Consider the following 17,775-nt stretch of genomic DNA (forward strand, 5'->3'; position numbering starts at 1 on the left):
GTATTCAAACCCAAAAAAAGTTGTGTTGTACAAACCGGAATTCCGGTGTACAGCACAACTTTTTTAGTTATATTTTCTCTGCCAAGGACGAAGTCAGATCAAGTGATGTTACGGTTTTATTTTTACCTGTTCGTTTGTCGGCATACAGACAGGCATCCACTTCCTCGAACAATTTGTCTTTGGTTAGATTAGGGCTGTAGCTTTTGAGACCGATACTCACCGTGATGGAAGCTCCTTCAAGTTCCAGATGGCCCATCAGGGCAATCTTCTGACGAATCTGTTCCACCAAGGCATAAGCCTGCTTGAAAGATTGCTCAAACATCAATAAGGCGAACTCTTCGCCCCCGTACCGTGCTGCAATATCACTTGAGGTAATGGTTTCCTGAATGATCAGGGACACTTTCTCCAGAATAATGTCTCCAACCCGATGACCATACGTATCATTAATGGATTTGAAGTCATCAATATCGATCAGGGCCAGATGCAGACTCATGCCACTGTTGGCATACTCAAATGCTTTTTCATAATAATCCTTGAATGAACTTTGATTATAAAGGTTGGTTAAACCGTCTGTTTTGGACTGTTTGGTCATAATGGCATTTCGCACAATAAGGTCCTGCTTGGCAAGCATGCTGGCCTGAAGATCATCGAGCACCTCAACGCCGCTGGTTACGATAACCTGTGCTACATATGTACCTAGGATTAGAAAAGCAGGAATGGATACCATGTCAAATGAAGACAGGTACAACCGGTAGGCCGGATCGAACAAAACCAGAAAGTAACCAGTCATCTGCATCAGAAAGACAATCCAGACTCTCTTTTTACTGAAGAACAGCACCGAAGCAAAGATGGGCAACAGACAGATTGCTAATATAATCCGAATGTCATAATTGACATGAATAATCGTCCAGGCGATAACCGTGCTGGCTATAGACATGGTGTAAAAGGAATATGAACTGAAGCGTCGATCAACCCAACTTGCGAACAAAATGCATGAACTGCTGACGGCCGTAGGCCAGAACAGGACATTCATCAAGAAATCTGTAGGTGTGCGATCATACTCCAGGAACAGGAAACAACCAATCTGAATGGCGAAATGTGCAAAGATGACTATCCAGTAGGCATGGAGCATTTTTTGAATCCATTTGGAATGTTTGAACTCGTACTCTGTTGGAATGTGGCTATTGTGCGTATGGAAACCTTTCATATATCACCGCTGACTGCATCATAATGGTACGACAGAATTACTCTCGTATATGATAATTATAAATCACAATGAACAAAACGCAAATGTATTTAACTGTTATGTGAGAACAAGACTCACATAAGTTTCGAGTTGTCACAAACTTTTTATGGAGGACAAACAAAACTCAACAATACACTCATAGACTATATACATGGCTCCGTTCCATATGTAGGAAATCATTGATGAAGGGGAGGTGATCTTCATTCCTCTTGTCGTTCGTTCAACCGTTAATGCTACGGGAGCAATTACATTTACAGGAAATACGCTTGGACTGAGTCGTTCGGAAACAGCGGGAGTACCCGGAACACAGGACAGTATTGGAGGTTTTATCACAACCAACACCAGCCTCCAGTACGGCACCTATCCACTGGGAACGACAAGCCTGTATCAGAGCAACAGTTCAGCAGCCATTCTTACACTACCTGCTGGAAGTACCGTTCTGTATGCAGAATTGATCTGGGGCGGCAGTTACATCAATGGTACAGTCAATCTGAGTGCTGCCATTAACAATCCGGTTACGTTTATTACACCCGCAGGGACTTCCAGTGTTACCCCTGATCCACTTACCTACAATCAATTCGATCTGGGGGGCGGTGCTGCTGGCTATGTACGTTCCGCCAACGTAACCACACTTGTACAAAATGGGGGAGCAGGTACATATATCACCGGTGCAGTGGTAGGGACTATAGTTATTACAAATGATTCCACGGCCAATCATGCGGGGTGGACACTTGGAGTCATTTATCAGAATCCCAATCTGCCTTTTCGCAACATGTCTTTGCGTGCAGGCGGCGTACTCGTTCAATCCACTTCACCACCTGTTGTTACCACACTGACTGGATTTGCAACGCCCCTTTCCGGTGTATTGGGAGGAAGAATACTGTTCAGTGCGCAGGAGGGCGACGCAAACCGGACCGGTGACCAGGCATTATTCGGGCCAACCTCAGCTACATCGGTTGCTTTGTCCGGGCCCAATAATCTAGCTGCGAACTTTTTTGCTTCTCAGATTAACGGAGATACCGGAGCGCTTAATACAACAGGAACGTTTGGGACACGAAATCAGATCAACGGAGCTCCAGGTACAAATATTATCGGTGGACGTCAAGGCTGGGATATTACCAATGTGGATGTTTCAGCAAGACTGATCAATAACCAGTCATCTGCGGTGTTGACATTAACGACCTCGGGGGATGCCTACATTGTCAACGCCAATGCAATTCAAGTTGATATTAATGCACCCAAAATCACATTGGCTAAGGCAACGGTCGCCGCCGGTGCAGTTGCCGGGGATAGTATTCTATATTCGGTCACCGTTACCAATGCAGGCACTGCGAGTGCGGCCAGTGTTGTTTTATCAGATTCACTTCCTGCAGGTCTTACCTTTATTCCGGGCAGTGTCACGGTTGCAGGTGTATCCCGTCCAACACTTGATGTGACGGCAGGCATTCCGCTGGGTTCGTTAACTTTATCCAGCAGTGTTGTTGTAACCTATCGAGCACTCATCGGTCAGGATGCAAGCATTCTGCAACTGGTGAATTCGGCCAATGCAGCCTTTACATTTCAAAGTGTAGCAGGGGGGCCGGTCATTACCGGAGTTATTCCGTCCAATAACTCCACCCTTACGGTTTATTCGCCAAACCTGTCCATTGTGAAATCGGCGAGTACCACCAATGCCACGGTGGGTGACCTGGTAACCTATACACTGCAAGTGAACAACGGAGGGAATGTTGCTGCCAACGTTACATTGAGGGATAACATTCCAAGTGGTAGCTCATATGTAGCAGGCAGCTTTCGTCTGAATGGAAATGTGATTGCTGGCGCCAATCCGGTTACCGGCGTTAATCTGGGGAGCCTCGCGGCAGGAAGTGCCAATACCGTGACTTTTCAGGTACTTGTAACAAGCTTGCCAACACCGCCGACTCTTGTGGATCAGGCGACAGCTTCTTATTCCTTCAATTCACCTGATGGTCGGACGATCACGGGAAACATCGCCTCGAATACCTTAACGATTCCGGTAACATTGCCCAATGTGACCACGGTAAAATCAGCATCCGTCACCGATGTTGCTGTCGGGGAGACCTTCACGTACACCGTAGTTACTACCAACAGCGGTATTCAGGTGATTAACAATGTGGTACTTACAGATGCGCTCCCTGCTGGAATAACTTTTGTTCCCGGCAGTGCAACCGTAAGGGGAACTGTTGTACCGTCTGCGAATCCGAGCAGTGGTATCTCCATTGGGACATTGGCGGCCGGAAGTTCTGCGACGGTGACGTTTCAGGTGAATGTGCAGTCTTTGCCTGCTTCAGGTTCGTTAGTTAATCGAGCGGTAGTGTCCTATAGCTCTGGTTCGTTCACGGGCATTTCCAACTCCAATTCCATTACAACCCCTGTATACCAAGCTGTTGTTGGTATCAACAAGTCGGCAAGCCAAACCAATGCGACACTGGGGGATCAGATTGCATACACACTTGTGGTCACGAACAGTGGGAATATAGCGACTCAAGTGAATGTGACGGATACGATTCCAGCGGGGCTGACGTTTGTCCCGAATTCGGTAACTGTGAATGGTACTGCACGTCCTGGAACAAGCCCATTAACCGGAATAACACTGGGCAGCCTCCTGCCGGGAGTTGCGGCTACGGTGGTGTTTCGCGCTACACTCACCACACTTCCGACTCCCCCGACACTGGAGAATCAAGGGACTGCAAGTTATACGTACCAGCTTCCAAGTGGAAGGAATCTCTCAGGCAGCAGCTTATCCAATATCGTTCGTATATCTGCATCGGCTCCCAATATTTCTCTTAGTAAAACAGTAAACACACCAGATGCGACAGTTGGAGATGTGCTTACGTATACCGTTGTTGCAACAAACGCAGGAATTAGTGCAGTACAAAATCTGGTGATTTCGGATGCACCATCCGGCTCTGAATTTGTCCCGGGTAGTGTCACGATTAATGGATCTTCTGTTCCCAGCGCAAGCCCCGTTGCGGGAATCGCAGTGGGTTCATTGAATAGCTCAAGCAGCGTAACTGTGACCTATCAGACCCGAGTAAATTCCGTTCCATCTACGGGTTTGGTTAGTAACCAGGCCAATGCAGCATTTACATCAGGCAGTTTTAACGGTGTTTCTTCTTCTATATCAGTAAATACCCCCATATTTCTGCCAGTGATCCAAGTGGTGAAGTCAGCAAGTACAACAAGTTTGACGGTAGGCGATACGTTTAATTACACCATCCAAATTAACAATACAGGTAACATAGCTGCAACGGTTACCTTGACAGATCCCATTCCAGCAGGAGCAGTATTCAGCACAAATAGTGTCATTATTAATGGCGTACCTACACCTGGAGTCAGCCCGGAGTCGGGTATCAGTCTAGGAGAGATTGCTGCGGGCTCAGGTGCAACGGTCACCTTTGTTGCGACGGTTACCAGCTTGCCAGATGCAAGGCAGTTAATTAATCAGGCGGTTGCTTCATTTGCCTACACACTCCCAAGCGGGAGAACGATTGCCGGTCTCTCGTCATCAAACACCATCACTATTCCAGTGTCTCTGCCCAATGTTACGATTGTCAACAGTGACAATGTAGAGTACGGCGTAGTCGGAGATGTCATTCGATACACATCTGTTATTCGTAATAACGGCACAGTAGCCGTTAATAATGTGGTATATGTCAATCCTCTTCCTTCGAATACCCCATTTGTACCCGGAAGTGTCATTGTGAACGGGACTTCGTTCCCGCTCTCCAATCCGACCGCCGGCATTCCAATCGGTACGTTGGCTCCAGGAGCCGAGGTTACCGTAACTTTTGAGGTGACGATTACCATGCCGATTCCTTCGCAGATTAACAATCAGTCGACGGTCAGCTTCACATCCGGTTCATTTTCAGGGTCATCATCGTCCAATACCACTCAGACTCCGGTCATACAACCGCAGATTTCACTTGTCAAAACAGCAAATACCGTAAATGCAACTGTAGGTGATACGGTTGTATACACGGTAACGGTCAGCAATGCTGGCAATCTGGAAGCAAATGTTACTCTCACAGACAACATTCCTTCTGCGACTACTTTTGTACCCAACAGTGTGGTTGTATCCGGTGTGCCAGAGCCGGGAGTAACACCAGGAACAGGTATTCCGGTAGGCATTGTAGCAGCGGGGGCGACGGCTGTTGTCACGTTTGCCGTTGTTGTGGATTCACTTCCATCCCCACAGCAGCTTAGCAATTTTGCTACATCATCCTTTACATTTACACCTCCAGATGGGCGGACGTTGAGTGGCTCAGCCACTTCGAATACACTCACGTTCCCGGTCTCGTCACCAAACGTCGCTGTTGTCAAAAGCACAGCTTCCACTGCGGCTACGGTAGGCGATACGGTGACCTATTCCATTCTGGTGACCAACAGCGGAATTGCACCGGTGAACAATATTCAGTTTTCAGACCCGATTCCAGCTGGAGCCTCTTTTGTTACAGGGAGTGTCACAGTGAATGGGGTTGCGCAACCCGGAGCCAATCCGGCAGGTGGGGTACCCCTTGGTACATTGGGGCCCGGAACGTCCGCGACGGTCACATTCAGTATCCGTATCGACGCGATCCCGCCAAGTGATCAGTTGAGCAATCGCTCTACGGTCAGTTTTACCTCAGGTACATTCTCAAGCACAACCTTTTCAAATACCGTGGTCACTCCGGTGTACCAGCCTATTCTTTCAGCGCAAAAAACAGCCAGTACACAAAATGCTACCGTTGGGGATACAGTCAGCTACACGATAACCGTGAGCAATCAGGGAAACTATGGAGCCCAGATTAACCTGACAGATAACCTTCCAGCCGGAACCATCCTTGTTCCAAATAGCGTTATTGTGAACGGTCAACCGCTGCCAGCAGGAAATCCAGCAACGGGCATCCCCGCAGGTAATGTGGCTCCCGGAGCTACGACCACCATTACCTTTTCAGTAGTTGTTGATACGCTGCCAAGTCCGCAACAACTGGTGAATCAGGCTTCGGTAGCTCTATCATATACATTGCCGGATGGGCGGAACATCACGGAGTCTGTTCTATCCAATGTGTTGACCATTACCGTATCGGCACCGGATGTCGATGTCGTCAAATCCACAACTTCAACGGCGGTATCAGTTGGTGATATCGTAACGTATAGCATCGCTGTAACCAATAACGGAATTGCAACGGTCAACAATGTGGTTTTCACGGATGCAGTGCCGACAAGTACCGTTCTTGCGCCAACCGGCGTGTTTGTCGATGGTGTTCTGCGCCCTGGTGCCAATCCTTCTACGGGAATAACGCTTGGTTCCATCGCACCTGGCGTTACGGTAACCGTTGTATTTAGTGTGCAGGTCACGGCGCTTCCGGCAAGTGCAGTGTTAAACAATCAGTCCACGGTCAGCTTTACATCAGGGGCTTTCTCAGCGACCACATTCTCCAATACGGTTACAACTCCGGTCTTTCAACCTATTCTGGCGGCAGTCAAAACGGGAGATCAGACGATAGCAACGGTAGGGGATACCGTTGTGTACAGCATCGCCATTTCCAATACCGGGAACTATGGCGCATCTGTCACGTTAACGGATACCATTCCGGCAGGAACAGAGTTTGTTCCTAATAGCGTTATTATTAACGGGGCTTCTGCACCAGGTGCAGATCCAGCTTCGGGTATTCCGCTTGGTGTCGTTTCCACAACAACTCTAGTTACCTTCTCCGTTGTGATTGTGACGTTACCTTTGAGCCAGTCCATTACCAATCAGGCTTCTGCGACATTTTCGTATACATTACCTGATGGAAGAACACTTGGAGGCACGATTACGTCCAACGCACTCAACATTCAAGTATCTGCTCCGAACGTCAGTGTAGTTAAGACAGCTTCGGTAGTTGATGCCGTGGTAGGCGACACGATTGTGTATGAAATGGTTGTGACCAATGAAGGAATTGACCCGGTAAACAACATTGTGATCACCGATCCGATTAACCCAGCCACCACATTTGTTACAGGCAGTGTTCTGGTGGACGGAGTCCCACGTGCCTTGGCCAACCCTGCGCTGGGCATAGCTCTTGGTAGTTTAGCCCCTGGAGCATCGATAACGGTATCGTATGCAGTTCGGGTCAATACGCTTCCAACACCACCACAAGTGAGCAGTCAGTCTTCCGTAAGTTTCACATCGGGTGTTTTCTCGGGAGCAGCGTATTCCAATACGGTTGTAACACCAATTTATCAGCCGATTATTGCCGTAACCAAAACAGGGAGCACCTCCAATGCAACGATTGGTGACACCATCACCTATTCTTTTGCCATTAACAATAGCGGGAATCTTGATGCAAGTTTGACATTAACGGACAATATACCGAATGGAGCCGTACTGCTTCCCAACAGTGTTCTGATTGATGGTGTTCCACAGCCAGGTGCCAATCCAGAGACGGGTATCGTTGTGGGTACCATACCGTCCGGAGGTACGGTTATTGTAACGGTTACCCTCGAAGTGACTGTAGATACGTTGCCACAGGATCAGCAACTGGTTAACCAGGCGGTGGCCAACTATACATTTAGTCCACCCGATGGCCGTCTGTTGACGGGGACCGTATCTTCGAATGTTCTGGTTATCCCGGTATCTGCACCAAATGTTGTAGTTGCCAAAAGTACAAGTGCCATTGATGCTGTTGTTGGTGATGTAATCACCTATACGGTTGTAGTAACCAATAGCGGCATTGAAGTGGTTAATAATGTGGTCATGGTTGACCCGGTACCTGTCGGTACAGTATTTGTGCCAGGAAGTGTTACGGTGGATGGTGTGCCAAGACCAACAGGGAATCCGAATACAGGCATCACGCTTGGTTCGATTGCTGCGGGTGCTTCCGTTACGGTTACATTCAGAGTAGAGGTTGTGGTGATATGAGCCAATCTTCCGGTCCGTTGTCCCACTGGCTAAAGAATCAGTCCCTGGTTCGATTCAGCTCGGGTGCGACTGAACTGGAACAGGTATCCTATTCGAATACGGTTGTAACACCGTGGATCGGCCCCAGGCTTGAAGTCAGAAAAGTCTGCAATGTCACGGAGGCTGCCTTAGGGCAGTCTCTTATCTACCGTGTTGAAATTGTTAACACCGGAAATCTTACGGCCCTAGTGTACCTATTGGATCAGCTATCTGCAGAGACGGCACTGCTTCCCAACAGTGTACTGCGTGATGGTATTCCGTTACCGGGAGCATCACCGGAGAGAGGATTGCCTCCAGCTGAAATCGCGCCCGGAGCCACGTTGCGATACCACTTCCAAGTTGTAATCTTGCGTTTACCTGAGACACTGAAGCTGCTGAATCAGGCACAGGTTAACTATGAGTTTCTGACACCGGAAGGCAGAACGGTTACAGGTATGGAACAATCCAATATCGTGGAGGTCAATCTGGTCTCATCCCGGCTGGAGATCTCCTTGCAGGCGGATCACATCTATACCTTCTCAGGGGATATTGTCATGTACACCGTCATCGTGAGCAATCCGGGTTTTATTGCAGCCACCAATGCCCAAGTAACGATTTCTTTGCCACAGGGTATTGTTTTTATACCTGCGAGTGTCATCGTAGATGAAATGTTTGCGCCACAAGTAACGCCTGATACGGGCATACAACTTGGAGAGATTTTACCCGGAAGCTCAATTAGGATACAATATCGGGTTCAGGTTACGGGGGGAAGCGATGCAAACGGAATATCAAGTGTAGCCGTACTGGCGTATATCTCGGCAGGACAGCAGGAGACGGTCTACTCCAATCAGGTTACCCTGGAAGTGATACAGCCCCAGGTCTCTGTGGTGAAAAGTGTGCTCCCGGTAACGGCCATATTAGGCGATGTCGTCCAATATAATATTACCGTCTCTAATGCAAGCAGTTATGCGGTGGATGGAACTCTCCTGGATGTACTGCCCACAGGTGTGACATTTGTCGAAGGCAGTCTGCGCTGGAATGGGGTTAAACGTCCCGGAACCAATCTGGCTAAAGGGCTTAATCTGGGGACGTTGACAGCCCGGTCGGTTCTGAATATTCAGTTCGAAGCGAAACTTCCAGATCGAGATGAATCGATGCCTGATGACTACAGGTATGTGAATCATGCTAGCCTGATGTACACATTTCGATTGCCGGATTCACGGTCAGTGCAGCGGATGATTACATCTAATGAGGCTGTGGTCGAATTGAAAGCGCCGATAATTCAGGCTTATGTTCAAGTGACACCCACATTGGTCGAGCAGGGAGGTACCGTCACTTTTCAGGTACGTGTGGGGAATACGGGGAATTTGCCGGCACGTGTACAACTTGGGAGCATTTTACCTGAGGGTGCCAGATGGCTTGGTCAAGCTACGGGTCAGCTCCAATTGAGCATATCAGAGTATTCCACACCACGGGTTCTGCATGTGGGCGTGATTGAGCCTGGAACGGAAAAAAACATCTCGTATGTAGCGAAGTTAGCTTCTGAGAAGGTGGGGACGCTGCAAGGAGACTTGATTGCCAGGTACACGTATGAATGGAATGGACAAAAACGGGCTGGCGAAACCCGATCGAATGAGTACAGCATCATTGTGGAGTATAGAGAAGAATAGGAGGTATCAAAGTTAACGGTAACTTGCCTGAGGAATTTGCTCATTCTGGTTGCCATGAGATTACACGAACGTAAATGAATGGTATACTAATTGAATATGAACTCGGCAATCAACCCGTGGAATCGGGACGTCGGAGTAGAGGAGGCAGCCACATTGGCAAAAGCAAAAGTAGCAAAAAGACCTACACGGGATGAGTTTGAACTCGAAGAGTTGGGAAACCAGCTGGTTGAAGCTTTTCGGGAACGTTCGGAAGTACTGTTGACGGTATGGGGCAAAGAAGATCAGGTGCAAGGAGTCATCGTCAAAATGGACTCCCGTACACGACTCGTGCATGTAGAGTATACCGAAGAAGAGTTCACAGCGAAGGTACCTTTTCTGGATATCATGCGTGTGCAATCTCCCCGGTACTGAACGAAAAAAACAGCAATCTGAATAATTAGGGCATCCGCCCTGTCAAAGTCGTTCTTCCTGCATAAGATAACCCATACCTGTTGCAGAGGAGGTACGGTCAATGAGCGAAGTATTAGGTGGAGAAACAAGAGGCTACGGATACGGAGGTTTCACTTCTGTAGGTGCCATTCTGGTTCTGTTCATCCTGTTGGTTATCATCTCCAAAGCGTTCTTGGTATAATTGCATATCTCTAAAGAATGAAAGAAGCTCTGCCATCGCGGCAGAGCTTTTTTGTTCGTTCAGTCCTTGGCGAATTTTGTAGAAAATCGGTGTAAGTCCTGCTTACGTTATGTTAGAATATAACCATCCCTAGAGAAAGAAAGAGGTGTTTTGATTATGAGCCAAACGTTAACAGAATCTTTAAATGAACAGATGAACTTTGAGTTTTATTCCGCTCATGTATATCTGGCTATGGCAGCCTATTGTTCCAGCAAAAGTCTGGATGGATTTGCGAACTTCTTCATCGTGCAAGCGGAAGAAGAGCGATTCCATGGCATGAAAATATACAAATTCCTGAATGATCGTGGGCAACGTGCCACACTTGAGGCTTTGCCAGAACCGAAGAATGAATATGCTTCGATGCTGGATGTGTTTGAGCATGGTTATGCTCATGAACAGCAAAACACGAAAAAATTCTACAATCTGGCTGACATCGCTCTGAATGAACGTGAACATGCAACGATGTATTTCCTGAAATGGTTCATTGATGAGCAGGTTGAAGAGGAAGCTTTGTTTGACAATATTATTCAGAAGCTGCGCCGCATTGAAAAAGACAGCAATGCCTTCTACATGCTGGATGCCGAGTTTGGCAAACGTTCGTTCACTGCTCCTGCTGAATAAATGCACGTTGGGAGTCGAGAAGATTCCAGCGTCAAAACACCATTTACATACAGCATGAGGTAATAATCCTGAACGCAATGGGGGCAATCTCCTTGCAAAGGGTGATGGTTTGATGCCATATGCTGATTGAAGACAAAGAAGCCTGCACTTGTGCAGGTTTTTTTGCATGCACAGATTGAATGATTGTATAGATTTGCTTGAATTGGAGTAAAGGTCTATCAAAATTCTGAATGTGGGTAATAGAGGATATGTCACAATTGATCTATCCTGCCGGGATCTTATTTTGCGCAAATCTATCAAATTCGTATTAAATTTTAGGTTTATCTGACAAAAGTGTAACTCTACCGTAGCCTTTGGAGCGAGAACAGGAGCCACTATCTTTGATAGTATTAGGATAAATCGCCAAGGGATGAAGGTAGAAAAACATGGACACCCGGGGAAATATAACACACAAGGGAGACTTTTAATTATGCTACATATTCGTAAATCTATCATGGTCACACTTGCTATTTTATTAATCATTCCACTATTATTGCCGCAGTCGGTATCTGCCAAATCAGCTGCATCCAAGGATGGTGCAAGCAAAGCAAATTCCAAAATCATATACCTGACGTTTGATGATGGGCCAACCGCTCATACGGGTCAGTTACTGGATATTCTGGATCAGTATCATGCGAAGGCAACGTTTTTTATGTTGGGACCTCAAATGGAGCAATTTCAGAAGGCTACCAAACGAATTGTAGCTGACGGACATGGATTGGGTCTGCATGGTGTGACTCACGTTCCAGGCAAATTCTATAAATCTGCATATAGCGGATTGAAAGAGATGCAACAGGCCAATGCAAGTCTGAACAAGGTTGCCGGAGTTAAAACAAGTCTCGTTCGGACGCCATATGGTAGTAAACCTTATCTCAAACCGGCATTCCGTAATGTACTGCTGGGCCAGGGTGGATTCCATCTATGGGATTGGAATGTCGACTCGGAAGACTGGAAATACAAGAAGGATCACCAGAAAGTCTATAACAGTGTAATGAAGCAAATCCACAATGTGCAAAAGAGCGGAACAACACCTGTTGTGCTTATGCACGACCAGGAAGCAACGCTGAAAGTATTACCGCAAGTATTGAAAACATTGAAGGCAGAAGGGTATCGTTTTGAAGTATTAAGCAAAAAAGTACAGCCGGTTAACTTCTGGAACGACAAGCGTTAATCTTTTGAATTTTTAGATTGGCTACAACGAAGGAGGTACACATCATGAAGAAACAGCCATTATGGATCACGATTCCAGTAACGACAGCGGTTTTGCTTGCTTTGGCAGGATGTGGCGGACCGGATTCAAATACAGCATCATCAGAGAATAGTTCTTCACCAACGACAACAGTGGGGGAGCAGACCGAGACCGGCAGCGGTGGTGCTGATTTCTCTAATGAAAATGAAACAGGAACCAAAGAGAATACGGGCACAACAGATAATGAAGACACATCAGGATCGAAGGCAAATGACAACCAAGTTGCCACTGGTCATTCAGGTGTGAATGATGTGATCAAACAAGTTCGCAACCAGTTGAAGATGAAGGATGCAGCGTTACCCACTTCATTTTCATTGGACAAGGGTACATCTTTGGGGGCGGCAATACTGTCCAATACTGCTGATGCATTTAAGGTAAACTTCTACGCTACCACTCAGTCTGTTGCCATTAATGATCAATCTTTAACTGCATCCGACAGTAAGATACCTGTACTGGCTTCCTATGAAGTGAAGACCTATAAGGACCCGGATCAGCCAGAAATATTCCCTGAGACGGACCTGAAAGATATTCCAGCAGATATGGCTGTGGATCTGGGACATGGCATCAAAGGTATGAGTGAAGGTGCCGCAGGCAGTCAATATCTGACTTGGCAAGAAGGTAGATGGACGCTGGAAATTCGTTCGGTATCCGAAGATGAAATGAATAATCCGGGCATAGCGAAAAAAATGGTGGAGTACCTGGAGTTACATACCTTGCCTGTACCTAAAGATAAAGGGTATATCAAGGTTGAATATCCAAGTGGTGGACAGTCTGTTCATGTAACGGTCTCATGGCAGGACGGTAACCAAATTCATCAGCTTAAGACCGATCAAGTGCCATTAGAAGCTCTTGGCATGGTTGTATCTGTGAAATCTTAAGTATTCTACGGTTATCCTGCAATGTAGAAGAAATGAGTGTGGGATTGTTACGATACACCTAAAAAAAGCTTGGCCCAGGAAGAAATTGCTGGGCCAAGCTTTTTATTTTGAGCATGTTATCGCAGCTTATGTAGCCCGGGGTACATGCTTATTTTTGTTTCAATAGGTTAAAGCGGTGCTTTCATTTGAACCACCCTTTTTCCTTGGAGCGAGTGATGGCCTCAATGCGGTTACTGGCATTTAACTTGTTGAGAATAATGGAGATGTAGTTACGCACCGTGCCCGTTGTGATGAACAGATGCCCAGCGATTTCCTTGGTGTTTTTCCCATCTGCCATGAGGCCTAGTACGGCATTTTCCCGTTCTGTCAGGGGGTTTTCTTCTACATAAGCTTCATCTACCAAGTCGGGAGCGAAGATGCGTCTGCCATTCATAACTTGGCGGATCGATTCGGCCAGTTCTTCAATTGGACTATCTTTGAGCAAGTAACCACGGACACCGCCCTTTAGGGCACGTTCGAAATATCCGGTCCGGGCAAAAGTGGTCAGGATAATGACCTTACAGCTCATTCCTTTGAGTTCTTCTGCAGCTTCAAGGCCGCTTTTCACGGGCATTTCTATATCCATCAGACAGATGTCTGGTGCAAGCTCTTGGACAAGGGCAAGGGCTTCCTGGCCGTTGCTGGCACGTCCGACGACTTCCATATCTTCCTCCAGATTGAGGAGGGAGGACAAGGCGCCGAGCATCATGCGCTGATCTTCCGCGATTACAATTCTAATCATGATTCTGCCTCCTTTATCGGTTTGCGAACGAGTTTCGGAACATGAATAATGATCGCTGTACCCGGGATGTCTGTCGCAGAGCGAATATCCAGACATCCGTTCACAAATTCAAGTCGTTCCTTCATGCCCAAAATTCCTGTTCCACGCCGATCCTGTTTGCGAGTTCGTTCTATTCCAACACCGTTATCTTGAACGGTTACTACATTATCCGCTAGTGTTTCCTTAATGATGATAGTACAGGTTGTTGCCTGACTGTGTTTGACGACATTCGTGACAGCTTCTTTCAAGCACATACCGAGCACATTTTCATTCAATTGTGACGTATCCTGTAACTTCGGATTACCTTCCAGCACAAATTCAATCGAAGCGGCCTTCAGAATCTGCTCCGCCCGGAACAGTTCATCAACCAATTGTGTACCACGCATAGTGGTGACCATTTCCCGGACTTCCTTCAGAGCTGTACTTGCCGTTTGTCTGAGGTCGTTCAATTCAATCTCGGCCTGATCGGGATTATTGCGGAGCAGCCGTCTCGCCAGATCGGTTTTCAGACCGATCAGAGAGAGCTTCTGTCCAAGTGTATCGTGCAGGTCACGAGCAATACGCTGGCGTTCTTCCATTTTTACGAGATCATCAAGTCGCTTGTTCGCATTCTCCAATTGGCCTTCCAAATGTTCAGTTTTGTTTTTGTTATACGTACTGATTGGGAGCAGGATGGAGGCCATTAAGCTGATGAATACAAACGGGAGTTGGCTCACCAACAGAGAACTCTGATTAATGAAACCGTAATTAATGGTTACGAAACTGGCTCCCAGGTTCACCGAGTAGAGGGTGAAGAAACCAGCTTTATTTTTAATATTCCCAATAAAGAAAGCAAGAAACAATGAGAAGTAGGCATAATCATAGGCGATCGTCATCGTAATGGATATGGCAATAAGCATTCCAATCCACATGTACACCTGCCAGCCCTTGGTGATGAAGGCGAGCAGGTAACAGACGAAGAAGACGAGGATAATGATGATGCCGGTTACCATCGTCCATAATTTAGAATATTGCGATATAAAATAGAATGGCAGGATGAAAAAGGCGAGCCATACATAAAGGTTCAACCCTGTTTTTTTATAAAAATTTTGCATCCACTTTTGAATGGAATTCTCCTCCTCAAACTTGTACTCAACTTTAGCATGACTGTAGCATGACTATGGCTTGAACACAAGAAAACGAATCCGACAGAGTTAAGGCTTCTCTGTCAGACCCGCTGGATTGGTTACTCGGATAGGCGGTTGAACATACGGCTTGCGGGATAGCTTTTTGAGCTGTCTGAAGCTAATAAACTGTTTAGAATCTTCATCCCACAGACGGAAGCGCAGGGCAACCAGACTGGAACGTAGTGTAATAGTCGTTGCTTTTTGCAAAGGTGGTGTTGCGTTATGTGCTTCTTCCAAGAAATAGTTAGGTACACGTGGGCTCAAGTGATGCACATGGTGAAACCCGATATTACCACTGATCCATTGCAATAATTTTGGCAATTTGTAATAAGAACTGCCTTCAACAGCTGCTTTTACATAACTCCACTCATCTTCATGTTCAAAATACGTCTCTTCGAACTGATGTTGGACGTAGAACAACCAGATACCAAAGAAACCGGAGAAGAAGAAGATAGGTGCCTGCACCATTACAAAAGCCTGCCATCCGACTAACCAGGACATGAATGCATAGAGCACAACGATCAATACGGTAGTCAGGTGTGTATTGATACGTTCTTTACGTCTAGCACCTTTGCGGTTAAAACGGTAAGCCAACAGAAACACGTAAATGGGTCCGATACAAAACAATACAAACGGGTTACGATAAATCCGATAGAAGAGACGACCCCAAGGAGAAGCTTCTTTATATTCGTCAACTGTCATAACCCAGATATCACCTACACCACGTTTGTCAAGATTACTGCTTGTTGCGTGATGGATAGAATGCTCGTTTTTCCACTGCTGATAGGGTGTCACTGTTAATACACCAGTAATGGTACCGAGAATATCGTTGGCGCGTTTGCTCTTGAAGAATGAACCATGGCAGCAGTCATGGAAAATAATAAAGGTCCGCAGTACAAATCCGGATGCCACCAAGGCAATCGGGAAGGTCAGCCAGTAGGAAACCGATAAGCTAAAGTAAGCTGCAGCCCATAACAAGAAGAGCGGGAGCAATGTATTGATTAACTGGCGGATACTTAGTCTGAGATCATTTTTTTCGTAAGGGGTAACTTCTTTTTTTAAGGCCATTTCTTTTGATCTGTTCATAAAATTGTGTCCTCCTTCAATCGTTATAACTGTAATCAGCTACAACTTGGCGTTTCCCGCTAGACTTTCCTGTAGGAAGCGTTTTTATCATTGTAAAACAATCCGAACATGACAGTAAGTCATAAACGTCAGCCTTCTGTAATGATGAATATCAATGATGGACCATGACATTTGTCATGGGTGTATGATACTCAATAGCTCTGCAGAAGACAGAAGAGCAGGTTTTACTAATTCCTTTGCACAAATTACGCAACAATTTGTATTATGTATACAAATTTTGTTGAGAGCATGGTAAAATCTATCCTTGAGTGATTATGACAACTTATGAGACGGGTCGATTAGGTTGATTTCTGATGGATTGGATGGAATGCATAATGAAGAAACGAATTACGGATATCCTATTTATTATGGCAGGTGCATTTCTGTTTGCACTGGCGGTGAACCTGTTTGTCATCCCGAACGATTTGGCTGAAGGCGGCGTCACGGGTATCACGATTATTTTGTATTACCTGTTTGAATGGTCCCCTGGACTGATGAACTTGATCCTGAACGGTATTTTGTTAATTGTGGGATATCGGTTTCTTGATAAAACGACTACGGTATATACGATTATTGCAGTGGTATTCAATTCGTTGTTCCTGCATGTGACGGAGAGTTGGACGATTGCATCGGATGAACTCTGGATCAATACCATTTTTGCCGGATTATTTGCCGGTCTTGGTATCGGCTTGATTGTTAGAGTGGGAGGCACAACGGCGGGGACAGTGATCCTGGCCCGACTTGCCAACAAATATCTGGATTGGAATATCAGTTACGGACTTCTGTTCTTCGATCTGATTGTGGCTTTCTCCTCATACTTCATCATTGGACCACAAGGATTAATGTGTACAATTGTCTTGCTGTTTGTCGGAACCAAAACAATGGAGTTCATTATTGAAGGGCTCAATCCGAAAAAAGCCGTTATGATAATCTCTTCCAAACAGGATGAAATCGCAAAGCAAGTCATTGAGAAGATGGATCGCGGAGTAACCGTCCTGTCCGGTCATGGCTATTACACAAAAAATAAGAAAGAAATTCTATACATTGTGATTAGCAAGCAGGAAGTTTCTATGCTGAAGAAGATTGTACGAGCAGAAGATGAGATTGCTTTTATCACCATTCATGACGTGCGTGATGTTTTCGGTGAAGGATTTATTGAACTCTCTAAAACTTGATGAATATATGTATATAAGGAAGAAAGGAGTTGCGGTGAAATATCACCGCAACTTTTTTGATAGGTTAATGGTATCCGGTATTAATCTAGTTCAATAAGAAAGAACCCTTCTCCGAAGAGAAGGGCAAAAGAGTATTAGTAATGTCTTCTTTTTTTGACTCCACAATATTCAACAGTGACATGACAGTGTTTTTT

12 protein-coding genes are annotated in these 17,775 nt (G+C 46.1%); 8 read left to right on the top strand and 4 right to left on the bottom strand.

Annotated elements, in window-relative coordinates; all coding sequences use genetic code 11:
* Window positions 1-67: 67 nt before the first annotated feature.
* Entirely contained in the window at window positions 68-1,207 is a 1,140-nt protein-coding gene (locus MKY01_RS13240) for a GGDEF domain-containing protein (RefSeq protein ID WP_339286560.1), read from the bottom strand.
* A gap of 232 nt (window positions 1,208-1,439) precedes the next feature.
* Between MKY01_RS13240 and MKY01_RS13245 the strand changes: the two genes are divergently transcribed.
* The 7 genes from MKY01_RS13245 (at window position 1,440) to MKY01_RS13275 (ending at window position 13,295) form a co-directional block, all read left to right on the top strand.
* On the top strand, window positions 1,440-8,150 hold the full coding sequence (locus MKY01_RS13245; RefSeq protein ID WP_339286561.1) for a hypothetical protein: 6,711 nt from the start codon (window positions 1,440-1,442) through the stop codon (window positions 8,148-8,150).
* Window positions 8,147-9,838, top strand: coding sequence for a DUF11 domain-containing protein (locus MKY01_RS13250; RefSeq protein ID WP_127546919.1), 1,692 nt, complete (start codon window positions 8,147-8,149; stop codon window positions 9,836-9,838). Before MKY01_RS13245 ends, MKY01_RS13250 begins: the two co-directional genes overlap by 4 nt.
* Before the next feature lie 153 nt (window positions 9,839-9,991).
* Window positions 9,992-10,249: a YolD-like family protein gene (locus MKY01_RS13255; RefSeq protein WP_036608707.1), complete on the top strand. Its 258-nt coding sequence runs from the start codon at window positions 9,992-9,994 to the stop codon at window positions 10,247-10,249.
* A gap of 100 nt (window positions 10,250-10,349) precedes the next feature.
* The gene (locus tag MKY01_RS13260; RefSeq protein ID WP_017688846.1) at window positions 10,350-10,469 is read left to right on the top strand and encodes a hypothetical protein; all 120 of its coding nucleotides are present in this window, start codon (window positions 10,350-10,352) and stop codon (window positions 10,467-10,469) included.
* A gap of 156 nt (window positions 10,470-10,625) precedes the next feature.
* Window positions 10,626-11,129: a ferritin gene (locus tag MKY01_RS13265; RefSeq protein ID WP_036608705.1), complete on the top strand. Its 504-nt coding sequence runs from the start codon at window positions 10,626-10,628 to the stop codon at window positions 11,127-11,129.
* A 469-nt stretch (window positions 11,130-11,598) separates the two neighbouring features.
* Window positions 11,599-12,339: a polysaccharide deacetylase family protein gene (locus MKY01_RS13270; protein WP_074094795.1), complete on the top strand. Its 741-nt coding sequence runs from the start codon at window positions 11,599-11,601 to the stop codon at window positions 12,337-12,339.
* Between the two features lie 44 nt (window positions 12,340-12,383).
* Window positions 12,384-13,295: a hypothetical protein gene (locus tag MKY01_RS13275; RefSeq protein ID WP_076327843.1), complete on the top strand. Its 912-nt coding sequence runs from the start codon at window positions 12,384-12,386 to the stop codon at window positions 13,293-13,295.
* Between the two features lie 181 nt (window positions 13,296-13,476).
* On the opposite strand, the gene MKY01_RS13280 is transcribed toward MKY01_RS13275, so the two are convergent.
* The 3 genes from MKY01_RS13280 to MKY01_RS13290 form a co-directional block, all read right to left on the bottom strand.
* Window positions 13,477-14,076: a response regulator transcription factor gene (locus tag MKY01_RS13280; protein ID WP_036608692.1), complete on the bottom strand. Its 600-nt coding sequence runs from the start codon at window positions 14,074-14,076 to the stop codon at window positions 13,477-13,479.
* Window positions 14,073-15,209: a sensor histidine kinase gene (locus MKY01_RS13285; RefSeq protein ID WP_174806443.1), complete on the bottom strand. Its 1,137-nt coding sequence runs from the start codon at window positions 15,207-15,209 to the stop codon at window positions 14,073-14,075. Before MKY01_RS13285 ends, MKY01_RS13280 begins: the two co-directional genes overlap by 4 nt.
* 99 nt (window positions 15,210-15,308) lie before the next feature.
* The gene (locus MKY01_RS13290; RefSeq protein ID WP_036608678.1) at window positions 15,309-16,367 is read right to left on the bottom strand and encodes a fatty acid desaturase; all 1,059 of its coding nucleotides are present in this window, start codon (window positions 16,365-16,367) and stop codon (window positions 15,309-15,311) included.
* 374 nt (window positions 16,368-16,741) lie between these two features.
* On the opposite strand from MKY01_RS13290, the gene MKY01_RS13295 reads away from it, so the two are divergent.
* Window positions 16,742-17,581: a YitT family protein gene (locus tag MKY01_RS13295; protein ID WP_282321667.1), complete on the top strand. Its 840-nt coding sequence runs from the start codon at window positions 16,742-16,744 to the stop codon at window positions 17,579-17,581.
* Window positions 17,582-17,775: the final 194 nt, after the last annotated feature.

It is taken from the genome of Paenibacillus sp. FSL R5-0486 (genome assembly GCF_037975155.1).
Classification (GTDB): domain Bacteria; phylum Bacillota; class Bacilli; order Paenibacillales; family Paenibacillaceae; genus Paenibacillus; species Paenibacillus amylolyticus.

Bases quoted from the DNA above. Each gene is read 5' to 3' on its own strand.
- MKY01_RS13240 (WP_339286560.1), bottom strand. From the start codon at position 1,207: ATGAAAGGTTTCCATACGCACAATAGCCACATTCCAACAGAGTACGAG.
- MKY01_RS13250 (WP_127546919.1), top strand. From the start codon at position 8,147: ATGAGCCAATCTTCCGGTCCGTTGTCCCACTGGCTAAAGAATCAGTCC.
- MKY01_RS13260 (WP_017688846.1), top strand. From the start codon at position 10,350: ATGAGCGAAGTATTAGGTGGAGAAACAAGAGGCTACGGATACGGAGGT.
- MKY01_RS13265 (WP_036608705.1), top strand. From the start codon at position 10,626: ATGAGCCAAACGTTAACAGAATCTTTAAATGAACAGATGAACTTTGAG.
- MKY01_RS13270 (WP_074094795.1), top strand. From the start codon at position 11,599: ATGCTACATATTCGTAAATCTATCATGGTCACACTTGCTATTTTATTA.
- MKY01_RS13275 (WP_076327843.1), top strand. From the start codon at position 12,384: ATGAAGAAACAGCCATTATGGATCACGATTCCAGTAACGACAGCGGTT.
- MKY01_RS13280 (WP_036608692.1), bottom strand. From the start codon at position 14,076: ATGATTAGAATTGTAATCGCGGAAGATCAGCGCATGATGCTCGGCGCC.
- MKY01_RS13285 (WP_174806443.1), bottom strand. From the start codon at position 15,209: ATGCAAAATTTTTATAAAAAAACAGGGTTGAACCTTTATGTATGGCTC.
- MKY01_RS13290 (WP_036608678.1), bottom strand. From the start codon at position 16,367: ATGAACAGATCAAAAGAAATGGCCTTAAAAAAAGAAGTTACCCCTTAC.
- MKY01_RS13295 (WP_282321667.1), top strand. From the start codon at position 16,742: ATGAAGAAACGAATTACGGATATCCTATTTATTATGGCAGGTGCATTT.